Here is a 22,762-nt window from a genome sequence, read left to right as displayed (position 1 = left end):
CAATGGCAGTCTGGCTATATTAAAAAATGTACCACGGTAATCTGAACTGGGTACATTGGGGAGAAGAAAACGATGGATATTTACATGCCTTACATCTTAACCGCGGTTCTTTGGGTGGCAACGACCGTTTACAGTCGAATAATTAAAGAGAGGTTTCGAAAAAACTTAGAGAAGCGTTTGAAAATGAGCCGTTCTGAGATTATGCGTAGAGAGGCGATAGATCGAAAGTTTATCGATAATGCAATCGGGAAAATTTTCAACCGTATTCTAGCCGGTGTGACAATCAGCTATATCTTTATTTTTTCTTTTTCGCTGGGGGCTATTACGGTCTTGCCGGCTAGCACCAAGGATGCTTATTTAATAGTCTCGATTTTTCTACTGCTTTTCGCTATTTATACATCGGGAACATCATTTTTTCTCCAGCGCGTCGGTAAGACGAACAAGAATAAGTTGCCAGAGGTTTCATTTGTGAAGAGGTTGGCAGGTGTTGTGATTCGAGACTTCGGGAGTTTCCTGATCTTTTTGATTTTTGAAATGAGTTCATTTTAAAAAAATAAGGTTAAGCATGCAAATAAGCAGCACGGAATTTTCCGTACTGCTTACGCGTTAAAAAGCTAGCATTTTTCTAAGTGAATAGGAGTACTCTAACAGCGTTAAATAAGCCACCCAACGCTGTGACAGCCCCCGATTCTGGTAATGTTGAGGTCACAATTAGACCTACTACGACAATAGTCGCAACCTTTTCAAGATCAACAGCGAAGGTTGGGTTAGGCTCGGTCACTGGTTGATAGACAGGATCATAGTCATTTTGAGGCACCTGATCTTTATGAATGTAGGTCTCCAATGTCAAAGTAAATTGATTTTCCACAGAAGAACTCGTACTTGTGTTTTCTACAGAACTCTCAATTGCAACTTTAAATCCGACCATCCCATCACGAATAGCTAGACCAGCTTTAATGGCACCGTTCCCGATCATCGGGGCGAGCTTGTTAAAGGTTCCGGCTAAATCACCAACATTATATGAGGACATGGCGCTTTCGAACTGTTCTAAGATGTCGGTAGATTCATTAATGATTTTAGCATCTTGGATTGTCAGAACGCCTGTTTTATTATCGACTACGGTTGCTGACCATTTGTCCTCCAAGGTGACATAGTAGTCGGCTAACGGGGTCGTAATATGTTGTGTAGGGGAGGAGACCGTCCAATTGATGGTGCCAAATAAATTATGATAGTCAGGGAAAATGCTCAAAAGTCGGTTCGCTACGTACGCCTTTTGTGTTGCTGGTGTTGCTTCTGTGACAGCTGAAACACCCTGGTCTCGACCGGAACTCGCATCTTGATCAATATCGATGCCATAAATTGGATATTCGACAAATTGGTCGAACGCCCAGTTGTCTGGCATCTTAAATCCTAAATTGCCACTCCATCCGTACGACATATTGGCAACAAAGCTGTAGTTTATACCAGTTTTCTCAGCGTGAAGACAAACATTTCGAGTCCCATAAATGCCAGCTTTGTAAATTGACCGATTCAAAACGTTCTGCACAGCATTGATGTACGGAATAACCGTCCCATCAATGTCGCCTTCCTGAAAATCAACGTCCACCGCAAAGTAGATGACAGTGTCGGCAGGTAGGCCTAGGCTAAGCGCTGTACTGATTGCTGTTTGTCCGTCTTTTTGACCTTGGGCGGCAGTGAAGTAACTCTCAATGTAGCCACCATCTTCGTAGATCGGGAAGAACTTTAAGCCGCCATCCAGAATTGCTTTGACTTCTGTTGACGTAAGATTCTTTGGTTTGAAATCAGCACCGACTGTTCCTGTGAGATACCGGCCAACGATGCTGAATCCATAGTCGCGGAAATGTTGCACATCAGTTGCCGTCAGTTGGGTTGCTGTATCGAGCGCGATTGAATCGCGGCTTGTGTCACCGTTACTGGTAACGAGCCCTTTGATGACTGTGTAGTCTGCAACACCGGAGTCTTCGTTTGGATACTTCATGAATTTCCGAAATTTGATAATGCTTGTTGCTACATCGGATCCAAAGTTTTCACCAAAATCGCCATCGTACATGCTGTTCAGATAAAGGCCGTATTTGACAATTTTAACGAGTAAACCGGTAGCTCCGACAGAAAGGCTCACTGCTTTCAAAGCTGCATTGGTAGCATCGCCGAAGTTCCCGTTTGCAACATCAGCAGAGATGCCAAGTGCACGTTGCAACGCATAAACGAGACCGACATTGGTATCGCGCTGGTAAATACCATCACAAGGCATGATCCCAATGTATTGGCTATAGTCAGCATTGAGCCATTGTTGCAACTGACGAACATTTTTATCGCCACCAGCGACTAGAACAAAGGCGCTCATGTCGAAAAGTGCTGCCATTAAATTAACGGTTACAATACCGTCTGCATTAAGTCCTGCATCGGTTTGTAAGGTTTTGAAGGCTTGCTGTGTTGCAGTTGAAAACTCCTGATTCAAGTTGCTTCCTGGATCGATACCTTTGCACCAAAAGGCACCTTGGATTAGCTGTGCAATGTTACCTGTATAACCTGGTTTCAGATTGCCAACAACGCTAGCCAGCGCTGACCGCGTTGCCGGACCAAATCCTTCGCCAATATCCGTGATACCAAGTTCGTGTTGCAATGCTTCACGTAATGCGTAAATCGTTGGCCACCCGGTATGACCATCTGGATTTACTTTCTCAAAACCTGACACATTGCCGTAAGTCGCGTTGAGCCAATTTTGAACTTCTAATACTGCTTGATCTGCCATGTTAAAACCCCCCTCGTATAATTGCTAAAGGGAACGTACGTTCGGTTCAACAAAATCAGTATGCACTCATTTTTTTAAATTGACAACTGATTTTTTCTAAAAATAAAGTCAAACAGATGCTGAAATGGCGGGAATCGTTGTGGGAACGGGTGTTCGAAACGCGCAAATATTTTTAAAAATTTCTAGAAATAAAAAATCGCCCCATCAGCAAAATAGCTGGTGGGACGATTTTTATTTTCTGCCATGCGACCAGTTAGTGGTCACTTGTTAGTTTGCGATGGTACGCTTGTAGACCAAGGCCGTCTAGTAATTGAGAGAGCGAGGTGCAAATTTTTAATGGAAGGTGTCCTTTTTCTATAAAAAGTTCTCCAACCCAACCACCAACTGATCCGCTTCCTGCACCTTGCGAATGACGACGGCAACGCCTTGCATGAAGCTTTGGCGGTCGAAGGAGTCTTGGCGAATGGTGAGGGCTTCACCGGGGCCGCCGAAGAGAACTTCTTCGTGGGCAATGTAGCCGGGTAGGCGGACGGCGTGGACAGGGACGTCATCGATGCGCTGACCGCGGGCGTCGTTGTCGGTGGTGGACAATGGCTTTTGGGTACGTCCGGCGGCGATTTTGTGCGCCGTGGCGATGGCGGTGCCTGAAGGGGCGTCGGCTTTGTCTTGGTGGTGCATTTCGATGATTTCGGCATCAGGAAAATAGGCTGCGGCTTCTTGGGCAAACTTCATCAATAGAACGGCGGAGAGACCAAAGTTTGGTGCGATCAGGCCGCCGAGGTGTTTCGCTTTGGCCAGCTTGATGAGGCGTGCTTGATCAGCCGGCGCCATCCCGCTTGTGCCAATGACCGGATGGATGCCGGCATTAATCGCGGCTTCAGTGTTAGCGGCGACTGCGCCAGGATTGGTGAAGTCGACCCAGACATCGGCGACGTTGGCGTCAAGTTGGTCGTAACGGTTGAGGACTTTGACTTCAGCCGGCAATCCGTAATTTTGCGGGTTATTGATGGTTATTTTAGGGTCAAAAACGGCGCTTAATGCGAAATCTGAATGTGACTGGATCATTTTCACAGTTTTTTGACCCATGGCACCGCGAAAACCGGCAACAAGAACGTGAATCATGCGAGCACCTCCGCTTCAATGGCTGATAGTTCTGGAACGCCTAAAAGATGGGCGAGTTCCTGCTGTTGTTTGGCAGTTAATGGCAGTATCGGCAGACGCGGGCTACCGACGTTGAAGCCTAATGCGTTGAGCGCGGCTTTGGTCGGGGCAGGCGATGGAAAATGGAATAAGGCAGCCATTTTCGGCAATAGTTGCCGTTGCAGCGCAGCCACCGTCGTGATGTCGCCGCGATTCAATGCCGCATACATTTCCCGAATGCTGTGCGCGTAAAGATGGGAAGCAACCGAGATCACGCCCATACCGCCGAGCGTTTTAATCGTCAGCGCCTGAGCATCTTCACCGGTCCAGACACTAAACGCATCGTGCTTGGTTCGATCAATGATGTCACTCAAGGCGGCGAGGCTACCGCATTGTTTGATACCTTGAATCATGGGGTTTTGCGCCAACGTTGCGACAGTTTCCGGCAGCATCTCAACGCCGGTTCGGCCAGGGATATTGTAAATGATGATCGGTTTTTGCGCGTTGGCCGCGACCGCCGTGTAGTGGGCGATCATGCCGTTTTGATCAGGTTTGTTGTAGTAAGGCACGACCACCAGTGTCGCATCAATCCCGGTAATCCCGCCGACTTCATGGGTAAAATCAACGGTTTCCCGCGTATTGTTCGACCCTGAATTGGCAATGACCAGTGCCCGGCCGTGAACCATATCGACAAATCGCGTGTACAAGGTGATTTTCTCGTCATGACTGAGCGTCGGCCCTTCACCCGTGGTAGCGCCGACGACAAAGCCATCGGTGCCTTCTGCAATCAGATGATCAACCAACCGTTGCATGACCGTATAGTCAATGTCATCGCGATCATTAAACGGTGTCACAATCGCGGTGATCAATTCTGCTTTTTGCATTCAAAAACCTCCAATTAAAGTGAGCGTGAGCCAACGCGGGTAGAAGCTGGCGTGTAAGTGGCCTTGGGCGTGATGGCGGTTCTTTGCCATTGCGACCAAGGTCCTTACACTCCGACCCCTGCGCCGGGGAACGCGTTATGGTTAAGCGCGAGCCGGTGCCTTTTACGGGTAAGCTCGTGCGCCAAATGCTCCGGAGCGCATATGGTGAAAGCCGTCTCGGCGCATCAAGCATGAGTCAATAGCGATAGCTACTGGTTCAATTATTTTCCGCCATCCGATGTTCCAGAAAATGCACAACCGCTGTGACTCCTGGTGCCAGCGCGGCTTCGTCTGGCGAAAAGTCGGCAGCGTGTAGTTGAGAATCCGGATCGTTGACGCCCAGCCAGAACATGGTGCCGGGAATCTTATTTAATAGATAGCCGAAATCTTCCCCGGTCATCACGGGTCCGGTGGGCGCAAACGTAACGGCTGGATCGGCTTGCATGTATTGAATGAAGTCTTTGGTCAGCTGCGGGTTATTTTCGACTGGATAATAGCCGCCTTGATTCAAATCAACGTTGACGTCGCAGTTGAAGCTGGCGGCGATTCCCTGACCAATATCGCGAATACGTTGCTGTAAGAAATCGATTTGTTTCTGGGTAAATCCGCGTAAAGTACCTTCCAAGTGGGCGCGCCCAGCAATCACATTGCGAATGGTTCCGGCGCGCATCAGGCCAAACGTGATGACCGCGCTGTCGGTGGGGCTGACGTTACGAGCGACGATGGTCTGAATCTGGTTAATAAAACTGGCAGCGGCCACGATCATATCGTTGGCATTTTGCGGCAAGGCTGCGTGGCCGCTTTTCCCGATGAGATCGACATTGATTTCAGTTGTCCCGGCAAAAAGGGTGCCAAGCCGCGTGCTGATGGTACCAGCTGGCAAGTCAGGGCGATCATGCAGCCCGTAAAACTCGTCGATGTGCCAATCACCGGTGAAAGTGCCCATGTCGTAGGCCAATTTGCCGCCATTTTTGCTTTCTTCGGCCGGTTGGAAGAAGAAAATCAAATTATCTTTTGGCTGGTGATGGGCAAAATAATCCAGAATTCCTAGCGCAACTGTCATGTGCATGTCATGGCCGCAAGCATGAGCAATGCCGGGATGTTGCGAGCTAAACGGTAAGCCGGTTTCTTCCGTCACCGGCAAGGCGTCAATGTCGGTTCGATAGCCGATGGTCCGCTGCGGGTTTTGTCCGTGAACTTTGATCAGTAAGGCAGTCGGCAATTTAGGCAGTGTCCGAATAGTGAGGTGGGTTTGCGGAAAACTTTGCACCGTTTTAAGTAGGAAGGCACGCGTCTCTTTTTCCTGCAACGCTAGCTCGGGGATTTGGTGGAGCTGGCGGCGAATGGCAATCAATTCAGCTTCCTTCATTAAAAGTCACAGCTTTCTGAGTTCGTCGAGCAGGACGGTTTTGGCTTCGGTTTGATCGTTAACCTGCTTGATGACTTTGGCGGGAACACCAGCAACCACCGTGTGTGCCGGCACATCGTTAATGACGACAGCTCCGGCGGCAATGACCGCTCCTTCGCCGACCGACACGCCTTCAAGAACCACGGCATTGGCGCCGATCATGACGTGATCACCGATTGTGACGGGTTTTGCTGACGGTGGTTCTACCACGCCAGCCAAAACGGTACCGGCACCAATATGGCAATATTTGCCGACAATCGCTCGACCGCCCAGCACCGCACCCATGTCGATCATGGTGCCATCGCCGATTTCAGCGCCGATGTTGATAATGGCGCCCATCATGATCACTGCATTGTTGCCGATCAGAACCTGGTCACGAATGATCGCGCCGGGTTCAATCCGAGCATTTTCCGCTTTGATATCTAGCAAAGGAACGCCGGTATTACGGCCCGCAGTTTCGACATAGTAGTCGTCAAGCTTGGCCTTTTTCAAAATTGGCTGGATAACTGCCCAGTCGCCGATGACCGTTCCGGTGTGCTCCCCAACGAATGCGTGCACACTTTTTGGAAAATGCAAATCAGCTAATTCGCCTTTGAGATAGACCTTAACGGGTGTTGTTTTCTGACTGTTGGCAATGGTTGAAATGATCTTTTGGGTGTCTAATTGTGCCATGATGGCCTCCTATTTGGTTGCGGTAGTAGTGTTGTTGGCGGCGGTTGCTGGTGCTGACGAGCTTGGTGCGGCGTAGTGGTGATCGTGCTGAATCAAGTCAGCGTAAGTTTCGCGCGTGACGACCAGCTGAGCCTGGCCATTTTCAACGAAAACGACGGCCGGCCGCGGGTTGCGGTTGTAGTTGGATGCCATGGAGTAGCCATAAGCGCCGGTGTCGAAAACGGCAACCACATCACCTGGCTGCGTGGCGGGCAATGGGGCGTCGTCGATTAAAATATCTCCGGATTCGCAGTACTTGCCGACGAGATGGACATGCTCGGTTGGCTTGGCAGTCGGGTGGTCGGCAACCACCGCAGTATATTGCGCCTGATAAAGGGCGGGCCGAATGTTGTCACCCATGCCGCCGTCAACTGCAACATATGGCCGCAACCCAGGCACGTCTTTACGGCTGCCGACCGTGTAAAGGCTGTAGCCGGCGGGGCCGACAATCGACCGCCCCGGTTCAATCCAGACTGCCGGCAGCGGCCAATCAAGCTGGCTACTTTGCGTCTTGAGTGTGTTCAGAATGGCTTTAACAAACGCTTCTGGCGGCAGCGGATCATCCTGGCTGGTGTAAGCAATGCCGAAACCGCCGCCGACATTAAGCACTTGCGGGGTGAAACCGAATTGCCGGTGCCAATTATCAAGGACAGCCAGCAGCTTTTGGGTGACGGCTTCAAATCCGGCCACTTCAAAAATCTGCGAGCCGATATGGGCGTGGATGCCGAGCAGATTCAGATGTTCATCGGTTAAAATCCGCTCAGCTGCTTCATCTGCCTGCCCGCTTTCAAGATCAAAGCCGAATTTACTGTCAGTTTGGCCGGTTTGATCATAAGCATGGGTGTGGGCGCTAATCCCGGGAGCGACCCGAATCAAAACATCTTGTTGGCCCACTGCTGCTTTCAAGAGCTCATCAAGCAGATCCAATTCGTGAAAATTGTCCACAATGATCGTGCCGACGCCAGCATCCAATGCTTGTTGCAGTTCAGCTTTGCTTTTGTTATTGCCATGAAAGCTGACTTTTGCCATGGGAAAATCGGCGGCTTGAGCCGTGTATAATTCGCCGCCGGAAACCACATCGACATGAATGTTTTCAGCCTTGGCGACATCGTACATCGCAATGGTCGCAAACGCCTTGGAAGCATAACTGACAGCATAACGGACGTTGGCAGTCTCAAATACTTGTTTAAACGCGCGAATCTGGTGGCGAATCGCTCCGACATCATACACGTAAAGCGGTGTTTGAAACGTGTGCGCCAGCTGGCTGGCCGCGACCCCGCCGATGGTTAATTGACCTTCTTGGTTTGTAGCAAAATTCATAACGTGCATCCTCCTTGAGCGTGGACTGGGCCGGTTAGAAACCGGAGCACAGGTGGTCATTGCGACCAAGGCTCTTATGTGCAGGTTTCTGGCCCAGTGAACGCGTTACGGCAGGGCGACGGCAAACGAAAAGGGATCCTTTTGTTTGGCCACGCGTCAAACAAAAAGATTCCAACTTGCAATCTACTTGAATGATAGCGCCCCGCTTAGGTTTCTAAGCGACAGTACAGGATTTATTCAACCCTGGCCCAACAGGCTTGCCGATCCCGGCGCCCCCATTTCGGCAACCGCCCCTTTCACCAAACGTCACCGCGAAGGATCTCGCTCGATTCGGATACTCATGTTGGTTGCAACCTCTATCTGTTTATCACCAGACTATAATAAAAAAACGAAGGCGTCAAGAGCGTGAACCGGTGCGATTAGAAGTCGGAGTGTAAGCGGCCTTGGTCGTGATGGCCCGGGCTTAGGCCATTGCGTCCAAGGTCCTTACACGCAGACTTCTGCGCCAGTGAGCGCGTTTAAACAAGAGCGTGAACTGGGCCGGTTAGAAACCGGAGCATAAGCGGCCTTGGGTGTGATGGCTGGTCTTTGGCCATTGCGACCCAGGTCCTTATGTGCAGGTTTCTGGCCCAGTGAACGCGTTTACGAGAGCAGCAGAGAAAACCAGTGGTCTTTAGCCGTTGCGCTCAAGCTCTTCACATACAGGCTCGTTCCCGCACCAACCCACTTTCCGCCAGTCACAACCTCAACTCCTTCATCACCCGTTTGAGCAAAAAAATTAAAAACAAATTTCAACACTTTGTTTCTATGCAATGCCGCCAAAACGTGCTGATTTTCCGCCGTCGCTGGGGGTTGTGTTTCTGGGAGAGTCTGCTAAAGTACAAAATAAAATGACAGAGTTCTCATTTGCAGAAACGAGCTGGCGAAACGCGATTTCATTGGCGCGATGTCTGTGAGCAAATAGCCGCAAGTTGCTTGCACTTGAGAACCCATTAGGGAGGCAGTTTATCGTGCGGGTCGTAAAGTTTGGCGGTTCATCATTAGCAAATGGGTCGCAGTTTGCCAAAGTTGTGGCAATCATGAAAGCAAATCCTGCGCGGCAGGTGATGGTGACCAGCGCACCTGGTAAACGGCATCCCGGCGACGTTAAAGTAACGGACTTGCTGATTCAGTATGCCCAGGCGGCCTTGCGCCATGAAAATGCAACTGAAGTCGTTAAGGAAATTGTTGCGCGCTACCAAGCAATTGCCGATGACTTCGGACTTGATCCCCAAGTCATGCAGCAAATCAGCGAAGAACTATACCAGTTACCGAAAAAGACATTTACCAATCACGATTATCTCATGGCCGGATTCAAGGCTCGCGGGGAAAAATTGAATGCGTTTCTGATGACTGCCGTTTTGAATCATGAAGGCATTGAAGCCACTTATGGCGAACCAAAAGACTTGGGGATCATGGTGACCGATGATCCGAATGATGCAGAAGTTTCACGTGAAACTTACACGCATCTGGAAGCTTTTAGTCGACCGCTGGGTGTGCTGGTAGTTCCTGGTTTCTATGGGTATACCAGTAAAGGCGCGATTGCCACTTTTTCACGAGGCGGTTCCGATATCACCGGAGCAATTCTCGCCAACGGTTTTCATGCAGACTTATATGAAAACTTTACCGATGTTGATGGGGTCGCTGCAGCTGATCCGCGGGTGGTGGCAAATCCCCAGATGATTCAGGAAATGACTTATCGGGAAATGCGAGAGCTATCATATGGTGGGTTTGGCGTTTTCCATGATGAAGCGATTTTGCCAGCTATTGCGGGACAGATTCCCATTAATTTGAAGAACACCAATCATCCCGATGCTCCCGGGACCATGATTGTTCCCGAGCAGCATTTTGTCCCGAAGCACGCCATTACCGGCATCGTGAGTTCGCAACACTTCGGCGCCATTTACCTGCATCGTTACCTGTTGAATAAGGAAGTCGGGTTTACGCTGAAGTTGCTGCAGGTTTTGGAGCGGCACGGCATCAGCTATGAGCATATGCCAAGTGGGATTGACGATCTGACGATTATTTTGGATGATCGGCAGCTGAACGAGGCCAAGCGGAAGGCTGTATGCGATGAGATTCAAGCGGCGGTCCATCCCGATGTTTTGAAGTGGATCGATGATTACGCGATTATCATGGTTGTCGGCGAAGGGATGGCGCAGCGAACCGGCTTGATTCAGACGATTTTGCAGCCGTTAGCGAGTGCCGGCGTTCACGTGTCGATGATCAACGAAGGCGCCTCGCAGATTTCACTGATGCTGGGCACCTCGCGAGAGTCAGCCAATCGCGCGGTCAAGGCGATTTACAACGCCTTTTTCATTCCGATTAATCAGCGTCTGGAGGTGCATTAACATGGTGACATTGCAAAAAGTTCACGGTTCCGAAAACAGTTTCTTTTTATTGGATGAGACTCAATTGACCCAGCCGTTGTCTGATGATCAGCTAACCACACTGACACAGCGTTTAACTAACAAAGAGACCGGTTTGTTAGGTGGTGCGGACGGTGTTTTGGCGATTACGGACGCACCCGGAACAGCGGGAAAAATGACCGTCGTTAATACGGATGGCAGTTTTGCCAAGCTTTGTGGCAACGGGTTGCGGACGGTGGCGCGATATTTAAGTGAAAAAACCGGCCAAACATCATTCCGCGTCCACACTGACTTTGCGGATTTGGCCGTCGCCAAGCAGGAGCCATTAGCGGCGGGTGTGCCGGCGTATTCGGTTGAAATTTCACCGGTTAGTTTTGCGCCAGAAGCATTACCGTTTGCCAATTTAGGCACGGATCGCATTGTTGACACCGTTTTGCCGGCCATTCATCCGCATCTGAAGTTCACCGCGGTTGCCGTGCCCAATCCGCACTTGATTGCGTTTGTGTCCAAGGACGAGTTGGCTGGTCCGGATCTTGAACGGATTGGCAAGCAATTGAACGGGGAGAATCCTTATTTTCCGGAAGGGGTTAACGTCACATTTGCCGAAATCTTAGGGCAGGATACCCTTTTTGCCCGGACTTATGAGCGCGGCGTCGGGTTTACCAATGCTTGCGGCACTGGCATGTCAGCCACGACCCTGGCGTTTATTTTGACCCATCCTCACCAAGCGGCGTTGGATCGCGTCAATACCGTGTATAATCCAGGAGGAATGGTCAAAACGGTGGTTCACCGCGACCACGACCATTATTGGATTGAATTAATCGGCAATGCGACAGTCACCGCCACGATGACGTTGCCAGAAGCAGCATTGATCGGCGGCGATTTGCAGCAGGCGGTTATCAAGCAGACGGGCGAGCAGGCGGCTTATGAACGATTCGTTGCCGCATTACCGCATCGCGCATTGGCAGACACATTGACAGAAGGAGTTTAAAACATGAGTGGTTATCACGTAGCAGTTGTGGGTGCAACCGGAGCCGTTGGAACCCGGATGTTGAAAATGGTCGCAGAAAGCAAATTACCGATTGCATCGGTTTTGGCGCTTGCAAGCAAGCATTCGGAAGGCAAAAAGGTACCGTTTCGCGATGGAACATTAACCGTTCACGAAACAACCGATGATTCGTTTAAGGGCATTGACATTGCGCTGTTTTCCGCTGGTGGGTCGGTTTCCAAACGGTTTGCTCCGGCAGCCGTTAAATCCGGCGCCGTGGTGGTCGATAACACCAGCGCGTTTCGGATGGAACCGGACATTCCGTTAGTTGTGCCGGAAGTGAATCCCGAAGCACTGCGTAACCATCAAGGCATCATCGCCAACCCTAATTGTTCAACGATTCAGATGGTCACAGCGCTGGAGCCCATTCGCAAGGCATTTGGTTTGAAACAGGTTGTCGTTTCAACTTATCAGGCAGTTTCCGGTGCCGGACAGTCAGCCATGAATGAATTGTTTGATGAAACCCGGGCAGCACTGGATGATAAGCCGCTGGAGCCGAAAATTTTACCGACTGCCGGCGATAAGAAGCACTATCCGATCGCCTTCAACGCCTTGCCGCAGATTGATGTTTTCGAACCAGACGGCTATAGTCACGAAGAATGGAAAATGATTCACGAAACCAAAAAAATCATGGCCGGCGATATGAACAGCGATGCGATTAAAGTCACCGCCACCTGTGTCCGCATTCCGGTTCCCATCGCCCACTCAGAAGAAGTTTACTTCGAAGTGGAAGATAGCAATGCTACCGCTGACGCCATTCGCGCGAAGTTAGCAGCGGCGCCCGGCGTTGTCGTTCAAGATGATCCGAGCCAGCAACTTTACCCGCAAGCCAGAAACGCCGTTGGCAGTAAAGAGGTCTTTGTCGGGCGTATTCGCGCCGATGCAGAAAATCCACGCTTCTTCCACATGTGGGATGTTTCCGATAATCTTCTCAAGGGTGCCGCATGGAATTCCATGCAGATTGCGGAGACCATGGATGCGATGGGCTTGATTCAGCCGAAGTAAAAAATATGTTAGGACCGATACCATGTATGGTCGCTGTTTGGCGGCGGGGTGGTGTCGGTTTTTTTAACGTATAAAGGATTATAAACTTTTGAAGAACCATGGACGAAGAATTCGGCCAGTGGTAAAAAAAGAGGTTGCCAAATTTGAATCTTGCGGAGACATTCAAAAAGGTTATCGTTTATTTGTTTGTGAAGGCTGTCGTGACACTAAATGGGTCGCTTTTGCAAAGTAAAAGCGACCCAAAAGCGCTCTGTGCTTCTGAACTTAAAATGATAATCAAATTAGCATAAGGCAGCAATTAAACGTTATTTTTTAAAATTTGGGTTGCATTTTGTTTAGGCTTGCCTTAACTTTGACTTATCAAAAGTAAAGGAAGTGATTTTATGGTCAATGTTAAACTTCGTGGTATTGCAGAAGGTCGCCTTGGGAAGGGATCCATCTTGTCCTCTGGCTCTACTGTGAGCGAGATCGTTAAAGATGTTGCATTCAAAGATGACGACCTGAAACATAACTTGTTTGATGAGAGAACCAATAAGCCACGGCTTCTTTGCCGCGTCTTGATTAACGGAAAATTGGCAACCGTTGATCAACCAGTCAATCCTAATGACGAGGTTATGCTTGCCTCTGTTATGACCTGCGATGGCTAAACGGAAATAAGAATGGCCACCTACAATCAGGTGGCCATTTTTATTTTATAAATATCACATATTTTAAACTTTAGGAGAATAATATGGAATTTAACAATTCACGGTACAATAGACAATTACTCATGCCTCAGGTTGGGGAGCATGGCCAACAATTAATAAACAACTTTAGCGTTGTTAGCGTTGGCGCTGGTGGTGTGAAGTCGCCGCTTCTGTATTATCTAGCAGCTGCTGGCATCGGCAAAATTAAAATTATTGATTTTGATAGGGTAGAGTTAAGCAACCTGAATAGACAGATTCTATATACAACTGAGGACATTGGTGAATATAAAGCCGTAGCCGCTGCCAAGAAGTTAAGATTGCTCAACCCGGACATTGAAATAGAATACTCAGTCGAAAAGGTAACTCCCGACAACATAGATGATCTGTTGGGTGGATTTGATGTGATCCTAGAAGGCGGAGATGGTCCTGAGCAACGATTGATGGTGAATCAGTATGCTGTTGATTATAAAGTTCCAATGGTTCATGTCTCCGCTCAATATGGATATGGTTATGCGTTTACAAGACTAACTGACGATGATCCATGCTTACAATGTGCATTCCCAGATTTGCCTGAAAGCAGAAAAGGTCCTGTAGCTGTTTGGGGCATTGGAACAGGGATTGCCGGGATTATGGGTGCTAATGAAGTCTTAAAGATTGCTTTGAAGGAAGGAGAGCTAGCGCGAGGCTATTTAATGTCCTGCTCAAACTTTCAAAATGATTATTATAAACTTCCTATACCAAAAAATCCGAGGTGTCCAGCCTGTGGTAAGAAAACAAAAGCCTAGAAACAATATACAGTTTGCTGCTTTGCTTTCTTCAGGAATTGATTCCTTTGGGACTGGATCATTCGTTAGTGTCTCAACGGTTTTTTTCTCTACGTACAGTCACGTATCTCCGAGTATTATTGGGATAGGGCTAACCTTATCTGCGATAACAGGGATGATATCATCGCTGCCAGTGGGTTATTTAGCAGATAAATATGGAAGGCTTAAATTGTTTTCAATTTCATATTTTTTAAGAGGCGTGGGTGCACTATGCTGGCTGTTTATAAGCGGCAATCTTCAATTCTTAATATATATGTCCTTATTTGGAATTATAGATAGATCTGCTGCTTCTTTAACTAGAAGTCTAATAATTTCGCCTTTATCCAAAAGAGACGCGACAGTTTTGATGGGTAAAATGATGTTGCCAACAAACATTGGATATGGTCTAGGAGCTGGATTTAGTTTTTTATTGCTCGCTATAAATTGGGGATTAATGCCAACTGTGATTACAAATTCCCTGTCTTTTTTGCTGGTGATTTTTTTATACAGAACGGCATTGAAAGGTGTAGCTGTAACGTCTGGTAAGGTTTTAAAAAAGCCAATATCTATAAAGGTGATAAAGTCTGCATTGGCAAATAAGTTTAGAAGATTGCTTATCATGGAGAATTTCCTGTTTTCTTTTCATAGGACTTTATTGAGTGTGTATGTTCCATTAATAGTTGTCATGTACTTTAAAAACTATAGTTGGCTATCACCGATGGCCTTTATTATTAATACAGTGGTTATTTCCTTATTTCAAGGGAAGGTAAACACCTGGGCCGCTGAAAATAGAAGGTATGATAGGCTATGGGTTATATCAGGCGCAATAATAGCAGCTTCATTCCTTGTCACGTCCGTAACAACCGTAATGCATATTGATACTCTCATCTTTATGGCTTTGTTAATGTTAATAGTCAGTCAAGTCTTAGCCGAGTTATTTAGCAGTGCTGCCTTAGCGATGTACATGGTGATTTATAGTCGTTCTGAATCCTTAACCACTGACTTGAGTGCTATAAATTTGGGGGGACAGTTGCAGAACATTTTAGGCCCAACAATGTTTGGTAGCGCAGCAGTGTCATCTAACGGCCTCATATCCTTTCTTATGTTTACTCTAACCGCAGCGGTATCAGCACATGCGTATATGTATCGAGGGTTAAATAAAGAGGAGCTAAAAGATGAACTTTGATGGTGAAGATAAGAGATGGGACGAATACTACAAAAGAGAATGGAATGATAAACGTAAGCCATTGCCTATAGAGAAGATCATAAAGAAGGCTGTTCCTAAACAAAATGCAGGGCTTTATGTTGGACTTGGTACGGGCAGAAATGTTTTTCCTTTATTGAAAGAAGGCTGGAATGTGTATGCCTGTGATATTGCTCACACCAGTATAAAGAATGCCAAAGAAAATTATCCACAATATGCTACTCATTTTGACTATGGAAGCTACACTGAAGCCTTTCCCCATATAAAAGCATTTGATTATATGATTTGTAGTGAGGTCCTGGTCAATGGGAACTTTCCAAATGTCGTAGAAAGATTTCGACTTTTAAAAGACAGGCTCACCAAAGAGGGTTTCTTGATTTTTGAGCTTCCTGCGATAGGCACGGATATATGGCCTAATTGGAAAAGTTTGTCTATGTCAAAAAATGGCAGCTTAAAATTAAAATATAGGGCAGACGTACCTAATAAGCTATATTTGTCCTTTCAAGACATATGCCATTTATTGGAGAATGCCGGTTTTAAAATAGTATACGGGCCTAAACCCGTTAACTCTGAGAGGTCGAGGTACCCTGGCGGACTTATAAGAGACTGGTTAGGCATAGCTCAAAATGTTTCTTTAACATAGCAGTTGCTCAACAACATGCCAGTTTGTTGAAATGATCTTCATTAATTTCAACTATCAATTTATTCGCACTTTTTTGCTAGCCAATATTTTCATCGATGCCTGTCTCATTGGTGGTGTGATGATTTTACGCGGGAAGTGGCAATTCGCATTCGCATTGACGCCTTATCTTTTCATCGAGGCAGGAATTATTCTACTCGTGGCATGGCGGGCACAGCGCAGAGTTTTGGCAACGCTGAATCGCGGACTTTAAGAGCTAGCGCGCATTTAGTAACTGACAAGAGAGGAAAAAGGTACATGATTGAAGTGAAAGGACTTACGAAAAAGTTTGCCCAGCGAATGATCTTTGAAAATGTCAATTGTCAGCTGGTACAAGGTAAAAGCTATGCCATTATTGGTAAAAGTGGTACAGGGAAGACGACTTTTCTCAACATTCTCGGTGGTTTGGAAACCGCCACGGCAGGCACTGTCATGGTGGATGATCAGCCGGTTTCAACCAAAAATCTACCTCAGCTGCGGCGGGATAAATTCGGTTTTATTTTTCAGAATTTTGGATTAGTCGATAAAGAGACTGTTGCCTATAATCTGAAAATCGGCTTAGCCAATCAGCGGCTATCACGTCAAGAACAAACCATTGCTATGAAAGAAGTTTTGCAGCAGTTGGGATTGGCAAATGTTGACTTGAAGCAACGCATTTTTACACTCAGTGGCGGCGAGCAGCAGCGACTGGCCTTGGCGCGCTTATTGCTGAAGAAACCGACGATTATTTTCGCCGATGAACCCACCGGCTCACTGGATGCAGACAATGCCGATGAGGTGACCCGGCATCTACTACATGACTTTGGCGATCAAGCGACGATCATCGTCGCCACGCATACAGCTGAGGTCTGGCGCCATTGTGATTACTTGATTCGGGTCGAAAATTGCCGCATCACCATTACCGAAAATATTGCTAAGGGAGAGAAACCTGCATGAAAAAGGCCAAAATTTTGGGTAGTACATTGGCAGCACTGGTCATGGTTGCGGTTGCCGGCATATTGCTGATTCACAATCAATGGACAGATCTTATCAATCCATTCGTACCCGAACAAACAAGCTACGCAAAAGTCCCACAAGGTACACAGCGTTATCGCAATGTCGAGTTGTATACCGCAACGCAGACAAAGCCGACGCTGGTACTGAAAGAGATGACCGGCTATGATCCGGATGGGAAGTATGTAGCGGTGAGGCATAAGGGGCAGTACGTGAAGCGTGTGACTTATGTGTCAAAAGAGGTGTTTTCAGAAAAAGTGCGACAGTAGGCAGTGACTTAAAGACTGGGGAAGAATTAAAGCCAAAACAAAAGATTGACGCGGATTGAGTTGTTATGGAATAATATGGCTACTATTGGCAGACGCACAGCTTTACAAGAAAGAAGGTAGGCAGCCATGGCAGTGATTGGGACGATTTTAATGTTGTTGTTGGCAGTTCTGGCGTTGGTTATTGTTTTAGCGTTGATCGTTGCTGGGATACAAACGTTACTATCTTTGTGGCCGTCCACTAAAATGAAGCGACTGCCGTATTACGTGCGTGCTGGTATAATGTTGGCTTCGCTTTTCAACGCTCTTTATAAGGCAGTCACACTTGGATCTGTTATTTGATCAAAGCAAAGGGGAGCTGAGGATGACACCGAGAACATTAAAGATTGAAGATCTGATAGCTAAATATACGGTTCACCCTGAGGCAAAAGAGCAGTTTGATCAGGGGAAGGTTCGTTTAATGGCCGCTTATCAATTTATGAAAGCACGTGACGCCGCCGGATTATCGCAAAGAGATCTTGCAGCGGCAGCCGGTGTACCCCAAAGAGAGATTGCCCGAGTTGAACTGGGCGAGCGTACAAGTCTTGATACTTTGCGCAAAATTGCAATGGCACTTGGCAAAACACTTGATGTGACTTTGGCAGATGATTAGGCTACAAATTGGTCCATGCAGCGCGCATGGGCTTTTTTGCCGCATTTTTACGATTTATTTTTGGCCTTTATCTAATAATGATGTTTCAAACTCATGGAAAGTGATTGTCAGAGAAACATCAAAATAAATGACCAAATAGTGATCAGAGCCGGACAGTTCGCCGATCAAATTGTATTGTGCGGGAAACGAAACCTCGTAGCAGTAAAAAATATGATTGACACTCCTACAATGCTCGTTATACAATCAATCTCCGCGCTTTTAACCAAATAAATGAAGAGGTGATTCGATATGGTCGAGGTTCATTTTGAAACGGTTCCGCAAAGGCTGGATTCGGTGCTGGTTGTTCAATTTTTTAATGGCGGCATTATCTGGGTACATAATTCCAAACGCCGGTGGGAGCTGACCGGTGGCAAGTTGGAAGCCGGCGAGACACTTGCCCAAGCGGCGGTGCGTGAGTCGTTTGAAGAATCTGGCGCCGTGATTAAGCCGGGTTCAATCGTGCCTTTGGGTTTATTATGTGTTACCGACTGGACATGTCACAGCGGTCGTCCGCGCCGAAGTTGATCGGCTGGAGGCGATTCCGGCGTCTTCTGAAACCGACGATCGAAAGTTGTTAATTGCCCCGTTGCCGGATGCTGACAGATCGTTTCATGACGATGTTTACTGCCAGATTTTCCGCCATATCGGGTGGCCAAATGAGTAGCCGTCGCTATGGCTTACTGCTGAATGGGTTGTCGGTGGCGGTGATGGCGCTGACGCCGGTGATGAACAAATGGTCGATGATCACGCTATCGCCACTGGCTGCAAGCTTTTATAATGCACTTATTTCACTGGTGCTGACGCTGGGCACAATCGCGATGACCAAAACAAAAATGGTGTGGATTAAGCAGCCGGTTGTCTGGATTTTAGGACTGACTAATTGCTTGGGCATCTTTTTGCAATACCTAAGCCTCTTTTTCCTTGATCCGGTGAGCGTCGGGTTGATCGGACGGTTTTACATTGTCTTCGCCATTTTGCTGTCGGTGCTTATGCTGCATGAAAAATTTGACCGCCGTGAGCTCGTGCCGATTCTGCTTTGCATTGCCGGTACCGCACTGGTCTCTGATTTCTCGGGAAATGTGAACAACATCATCGGGCTTGCCTGTGCGTTTGGGTACACCTTCAGCTTCGCGTTGACGAACACGTTAGCCAAAAAGGCACTGACCCAGGTTGATGAGAAAATATTACTCTTATACAACCAAGGCAACGCCGTCGTTATTCTCGGATTGATACTCGCCGGAAGCGGCAAGCTCTCTTTTTCACCCAACATGGGCATGGGTGCCGTTGCTATTTCGGCGTTTTGTTCAGGCTTTCTCGGGTTATTACTGTTTTATCGTGGGCTAAAGTTTATCTCGTTTCGCGATGCCAATTTGATCCGAGCGCTTAACCCAATTTTTGTCTTGATCTACTCGTTGCCATTTTTCACGATTCAAATCACTCCGGCCTTTCTGCTCGGCGGCGCCCTGATTGTGCTTTCGATTGTTTGGATGTCGTTACCGGTTAAGAAGTCGCAAATTGATTAAAATGTTCATTCATAGTGAGCAATCTGTTCAGTCCTAAATGCAAGATCATTAAACGGCCAAAACATTTGTGCGCATCTTATGGATTGATTATTTTATCGGGATCGCAGTGAGGTTCATCGAATTAAATATAGCAAAGGGAGATCTTTGCACCTAAACAAATGACCTGCAATGCCCGGAAAGTTCGGCAATTGCAGGTCATTTTATGTAGGCTGGAATCCGTATATCGGATTCCAGTAAAGTTATCAAGCGATCTTAACATAGACCTTTTTACCCATAGCATGAGCAATTTCTGTCAATTTATTAAATGAGACATTATCGCCCCGTTCGATTCGGGCAATCGTTGTCTGTGGTACACCGGCACGTTCTGCTAGGTCAGCTTGTGTGAGGCCTGCCGCTTCCCGTGCGTGATAAAGTGCCAAGGCTGCCGCCGAGCGTTCCTTGTCTAGTGTATAAGCACTGGCAAATTCTGGGTTCTGCATTTCTTTTTTCAATAATTCATCAATTTTCATGGGTTGAACGCCATTCCTTTCTGAGATCCAAGGCATGCTTAATTTCCTTGAAAGGCGTCTTCTGTGTCTTTTTGGTGAAACCGTGTGTAATAACGTACTGATTACCCTGAACGTGAAAATACAGCATACGTTGGATATTGTTACTTGTTTTGCTGCGTAGTTCGTAAAGATTCTTTTCTGTCGTAATCTTTTTAACCCATGCCATTCTCTGTGCCACTAGAAGGCCCTGCTCCTCAGTATCCGTAATTACTTGATAGACTTTGGCTCGATCCTTAATCGGTAGTTCGGCAATCCATTCAACAAATTCATCATGCCCATTAGGACGTTCGTAGGACTCAAACACTGGATTTTCCATACGTCAATTATATCATATAAGTCTTAACAATGTACATATGTGATGTTGAAATTTGATATCACTTGACCATTTAAATAGCACTGATTTTTGTTCAGCAACATGCCCACTATATCTGCTCAGTTTGATTTCGCGAAAGGTTGAAATTTGAAGACTGGCGATTTACATATATTCAAATCTGCTTCCTGTGTCAGATGAGTCGTATTTAAGGTGAGAAGCGGACCAAGCCAAGGAGAATGGCGAACAGCTTTAGATTATACAACCATTATAAGATTAAAATAAGATTATAAGCTCATTGACAAAAACCTTGTCAGGCGTAAAACCATAACTATCCTTAGTTCACTCGCGCTGGCTCACGCTCAGGAGGTGTTTCAATGAACGCTGTCGTATGGCAAACACTAAAGAAGCATCGCGCAGCCTTTATCATCTTGGTGATCTTTACGATGATTAGCACGAGCCTGATCACCTGCAATACATATCTCGAAGGCAAGTTGCTGGATAGTTTGGTGTATAGTCGCAATCCGCGCCTGTTTGTGCTGTTCTTTGGCTTAATGCTGGGCCTTAGCATACTGAGGCTCGGTATTTCCTTTTTTACAAGTCATATTCAGATTCTGACCAAACAAAAAACGGTGCTCGAGTTAAATCGAAAAATCATTTTCCGACTGTTCACAAAAAATACGCTCAGCATCTTAAAGTGGAGTCCGACAACCCTAAGTGCGCGGATCAATGATGATGTGACTGAAATTGTTTCATTTTTCTCCGACACAGTTGTCAGGTTGTGCAGTGTCATTGTGTCGACGCTCACCATCACCGCTTATGTTCTTAGAGCGAATGCTGAAATTTTCACCATTATGGTTGTCTTTTTACCGGTTTATTTTCTTATTTACGTTGTCTTTCATCAGAAAATTTACCGCGTGAGCCTAGAAATAAAAGGCAAACAGAATGACTATTATTCGGCCAGAAACGATTTTATTGGCAGATATGTCGAGATTAAAGGCGCGGAAAATCTGCCTAGTGAGGTAGCGCGGCTCGATCAGGTGGGTCGCAATCTATTCAAGACGTTCACCAAAAGTTTTTGGATTCATTATTGGATGTCAATCTGGCAAATCGTCATGCAGTTGGCGTTTCAAACTCTTTTCTTTGTCATCGGCGGCCTGGCAGTCTTAAGAGGCAGTATCACCATTGGCTTTTTTGCGATTATTCTCCAGTATTTCGGGCAGTTACTCAATTCAGTCGATCAGATTTTCGGCATTGCCATCGGCGCTGAAGCATATCGGGCCTCACTTGCGCGGATGGAGCAAATTCTGGACATGGCGGACGATCAAACCGGGATGCAAGATGTTGCGCGGATTCACCGGATTGATGTTGATGCTTTTAACATTGAACGATTTGAGGAAAAATCCGATGCACCGGAACTTTTCTATTCGCGTGATCTATCTTGCTCGTTTAAGACACCGGGATTATACGTTATTTCTGGGGACAATGGCGTTGGTAAGAGCACGTTTGTCCGAACGATGACAGGGATTTACCAGCCAGAGTTGAAGGGCAACATTTCAATTAACGGCATCAAGATGAGGCAAATCGATATGCGGACATTGCGGAAAAAGGAGATCGGTTTTTCGTTTCAAGATGTCCCGTCTCCGCATATGACGGTTCGCGAATACTTAGCCGGCATGACACAAAATGATCCTTTATCAATGGTCAAAAGGTCACCGCTTTTTGCAAAAGTTTATGATTCGGACGTGTTTAATCTCCGGAATATTTATGATGAGAAGGTCGATGTGCTGTCGAGCGGCGAGTTGCAGTTAGTGCGTCTTTTAGCGGCATTTGGCAAAGAAAATGCGTCCATGTACATCTTGGATGAACCGACTGCCAACATCTATCCGGAGATCCGAGCGGCGGTTATTGGGTTACTCAAAGAACTGGCCAAAAGCAAGTTGGTCATTGCGATTACTCATGATGATCATCTGCTTCATATCGGTACGCCGATTGTGATGCAGTGAGAGTTATTGACGCTGTGTTTACGATAGCATTTTCAGCTGATGATGATTTATGAGTGATAAGCGTCGTGCCACTGCTTGTTGGGGGTGACTCTGCTGCTTATAGGATCATGCTGAATAACAACGAGTAGTGTGAGTGGCGACAGGGTCGAGGATCGCGCTAACGCGGTCTTTTAACGGGGCGGTCGCTTTTGGAACGCGAAAACCCGCGTAGTTACCGAGCTACGCGGGTTGGTGATAATTCTAAGCAATCTCAACCACCATGTCTTAGCATGTTTTCGTCGAAAACCACGCTTGTCTAGTGATTCATCCACTTAATG

At 47.1% G+C, this 22,762-nt stretch carries 23 protein-coding genes, 2 pseudogenes and 1 riboswitch; of the genes and pseudogenes, 17 read left to right on the top strand and 8 right to left on the bottom strand.

The window, feature by feature from the left end:
- The first annotated feature begins 72 nt into the window (after positions 1-72).
- Positions 73-549, top strand: coding sequence for a hypothetical protein (locus GSO_RS06010; protein WP_010490087.1), 477 nt, complete (start codon positions 73-75; stop codon positions 547-549).
- Positions 550-625: 76 nt separating this feature from the next.
- On the opposite strand, the gene GSO_RS06005 is transcribed toward GSO_RS06010, so the two are convergent.
- The 6 genes from GSO_RS06005 to lysA all read right to left on the bottom strand — a co-directional run bounded on the left by GSO_RS06005 (position 626) and on the right by lysA (position 8,275).
- Positions 626-2,773, bottom strand: coding sequence for a glycoside hydrolase domain-containing protein (locus tag GSO_RS06005; RefSeq protein ID WP_010490085.1), 2,148 nt, complete (start codon positions 2,771-2,773; stop codon positions 626-628).
- A gap of 354 nt (positions 2,774-3,127) precedes the next feature.
- On the bottom strand, positions 3,128-3,895 hold the full coding sequence (dapB, locus tag GSO_RS06000) for a 4-hydroxy-tetrahydrodipicolinate reductase (protein ID WP_010490083.1): 768 nt from the start codon (positions 3,893-3,895) through the stop codon (positions 3,128-3,130).
- Positions 3,892-4,797, bottom strand: coding sequence for a 4-hydroxy-tetrahydrodipicolinate synthase (gene dapA, locus GSO_RS05995; RefSeq protein WP_010490081.1), 906 nt, complete (start codon positions 4,795-4,797; stop codon positions 3,892-3,894). The genes dapB and dapA overlap by 4 nt, the downstream gene beginning before the upstream one ends.
- A 256-nt stretch (positions 4,798-5,053) precedes the next feature.
- Positions 5,054-6,205 (bottom strand): N-acetyldiaminopimelate deacetylase, encoded by a 1,152-nt coding sequence (locus GSO_RS05990; RefSeq protein ID WP_010490080.1) that lies wholly within the window; start codon positions 6,203-6,205, stop codon positions 5,054-5,056.
- 6 nt (positions 6,206-6,211) lie between these two features.
- The gene (dapD, locus tag GSO_RS05985; protein ID WP_010490077.1) at positions 6,212-6,916 is read right to left on the bottom strand and encodes a 2,3,4,5-tetrahydropyridine-2,6-dicarboxylate N-acetyltransferase; all 705 of its coding nucleotides are present in this window, start codon (positions 6,914-6,916) and stop codon (positions 6,212-6,214) included.
- 9 nt (positions 6,917-6,925) lie between these two features.
- Complete coding sequence (gene lysA / locus GSO_RS05980; protein WP_010490075.1) at positions 6,926-8,275, bottom strand: diaminopimelate decarboxylase; 1,350 nt, start codon at positions 8,273-8,275, stop codon at positions 6,926-6,928.
- A gap of 187 nt (positions 8,276-8,462) precedes the next feature.
- Positions 8,463-8,642: riboswitch (Lysine riboswitch) on the bottom strand.
- A 643-nt stretch (positions 8,643-9,285) separates the two neighbouring features.
- Between lysA and GSO_RS05975 the strand changes: the two genes are divergently transcribed.
- The 15 genes and pseudogenes from GSO_RS05975 (at position 9,286) to GSO_RS05900 (ending at position 19,581) form a co-directional block, all read left to right on the top strand.
- A complete protein-coding gene (locus tag GSO_RS05975) occupies positions 9,286-10,665 on the top strand; it encodes an aspartate kinase (RefSeq protein ID WP_010490073.1) in 1,380 nt (459 codons plus the stop codon).
- Between the two features lies 1 nt (position 10,666).
- Positions 10,667-11,674, top strand: a complete 1,008-nt coding sequence (dapF, locus tag GSO_RS05970; RefSeq protein ID WP_010490071.1) for a diaminopimelate epimerase — start codon at positions 10,667-10,669, stop codon at positions 11,672-11,674.
- 3 nt (positions 11,675-11,677) lie between these two features.
- Positions 11,678-12,736 carry an aspartate-semialdehyde dehydrogenase gene (locus tag GSO_RS05965; protein WP_010490069.1) on the top strand — a complete coding sequence of 353 codons (1,059 nt, stop codon included), beginning with the start codon at positions 11,678-11,680 and terminating at the stop codon, positions 12,734-12,736.
- A 70-nt stretch (positions 12,737-12,806) separates the two neighbouring features.
- A pseudogene (locus GSO_RS16725) lies at positions 12,807-12,956 on the top strand (transposase zinc-binding domain-containing protein); the annotation flags it as partial.
- Positions 12,957-13,119: 163 nt separating this feature from the next.
- Complete coding sequence (locus GSO_RS05955) at positions 13,120-13,383, top strand: MoaD/ThiS family protein (RefSeq protein ID WP_010490067.1); 264 nt, start codon at positions 13,120-13,122, stop codon at positions 13,381-13,383.
- An 83-nt stretch (positions 13,384-13,466) separates the two neighbouring features.
- Positions 13,467-14,207: a HesA/MoeB/ThiF family protein gene (locus GSO_RS05950; protein WP_010490066.1), complete on the top strand. Its 741-nt coding sequence runs from the start codon at positions 13,467-13,469 to the stop codon at positions 14,205-14,207.
- Positions 14,185-15,411, top strand: a complete 1,227-nt coding sequence (locus GSO_RS15640) for an MFS transporter (RefSeq protein WP_044112649.1) — start codon at positions 14,185-14,187, stop codon at positions 15,409-15,411. The genes GSO_RS05950 and GSO_RS15640 overlap by 23 nt, the downstream gene beginning before the upstream one ends.
- Positions 15,401-16,072: a class I SAM-dependent methyltransferase gene (locus tag GSO_RS05940; protein WP_010490060.1), complete on the top strand. Its 672-nt coding sequence runs from the start codon at positions 15,401-15,403 to the stop codon at positions 16,070-16,072. Before GSO_RS15640 ends, GSO_RS05940 begins: the two co-directional genes overlap by 11 nt.
- 31 nt (positions 16,073-16,103) lie before the next feature.
- The gene (locus GSO_RS05935) at positions 16,104-16,322 is read left to right on the top strand and encodes a hypothetical protein (protein WP_010490058.1); all 219 of its coding nucleotides are present in this window, start codon (positions 16,104-16,106) and stop codon (positions 16,320-16,322) included.
- Between the two features lie 44 nt (positions 16,323-16,366).
- On the top strand, positions 16,367-17,044 hold the full coding sequence (locus GSO_RS05930; protein WP_010490057.1) for an ATP-binding cassette domain-containing protein: 678 nt from the start codon (positions 16,367-16,369) through the stop codon (positions 17,042-17,044).
- Entirely contained in the window at positions 17,041-17,370 is a 330-nt protein-coding gene (locus GSO_RS05925; RefSeq protein ID WP_010490055.1) for a YxeA family protein, read from the top strand. Before GSO_RS05930 ends, GSO_RS05925 begins: the two co-directional genes overlap by 4 nt.
- Positions 17,371-17,496: 126 nt before the next feature.
- Positions 17,497-17,709 (top strand): hypothetical protein, encoded by a 213-nt coding sequence (locus tag GSO_RS05920; RefSeq protein ID WP_010490053.1) that lies wholly within the window; start codon positions 17,497-17,499, stop codon positions 17,707-17,709.
- Positions 17,693-18,019 carry a helix-turn-helix domain-containing protein gene (locus tag GSO_RS05915; RefSeq protein WP_225358884.1) on the top strand — a complete coding sequence of 109 codons (327 nt, stop codon included), beginning with the start codon at positions 17,693-17,695 and terminating at the stop codon, positions 18,017-18,019. Before GSO_RS05920 ends, GSO_RS05915 begins: the two co-directional genes overlap by 17 nt.
- Before the next feature lie 288 nt (positions 18,020-18,307).
- A pseudogene (locus GSO_RS15635) lies at positions 18,308-18,722 on the top strand (NUDIX domain-containing protein).
- Positions 18,715-19,581: a DMT family transporter gene (locus tag GSO_RS05900; protein WP_010490049.1), complete on the top strand. Its 867-nt coding sequence runs from the start codon at positions 18,715-18,717 to the stop codon at positions 19,579-19,581. The pseudogene GSO_RS15635 and the gene GSO_RS05900 overlap by 8 nt, the downstream one beginning before the upstream one ends.
- A gap of 242 nt (positions 19,582-19,823) precedes the next feature.
- Here GSO_RS05900 and GSO_RS05895 read toward each other — a convergent pair whose 3' ends face one another.
- Positions 19,824-20,090, bottom strand: a complete 267-nt coding sequence (locus GSO_RS05895) for a helix-turn-helix domain-containing protein (RefSeq protein ID WP_010490047.1) — start codon at positions 20,088-20,090, stop codon at positions 19,824-19,826.
- Positions 20,080-20,445 (bottom strand): type II toxin-antitoxin system RelE/ParE family toxin, encoded by a 366-nt coding sequence (locus GSO_RS05890; RefSeq protein WP_010490045.1) that lies wholly within the window; start codon positions 20,443-20,445, stop codon positions 20,080-20,082. Before GSO_RS05890 ends, GSO_RS05895 begins: the two co-directional genes overlap by 11 nt.
- Before the next feature lie 371 nt (positions 20,446-20,816).
- Here GSO_RS05890 and GSO_RS05885 point away from each other — a divergent pair, with 371 nt between their 5' ends.
- Positions 20,817-22,445: an ATP-binding cassette domain-containing protein gene (locus GSO_RS05885; RefSeq protein WP_010490043.1), complete on the top strand. Its 1,629-nt coding sequence runs from the start codon at positions 20,817-20,819 to the stop codon at positions 22,443-22,445.
- The last annotated feature ends 317 nt before the right edge of the window (positions 22,446-22,762 follow it).

Source organism: Lacticaseibacillus zeae DSM 20178 = KCTC 3804 (assembly GCF_000260435.1).
GTDB lineage: Bacteria > Bacillota > Bacilli > Lactobacillales > Lactobacillaceae > Lacticaseibacillus > Lacticaseibacillus zeae.
This window is presented reverse-complemented; position numbering and strand designations above follow the sequence as displayed.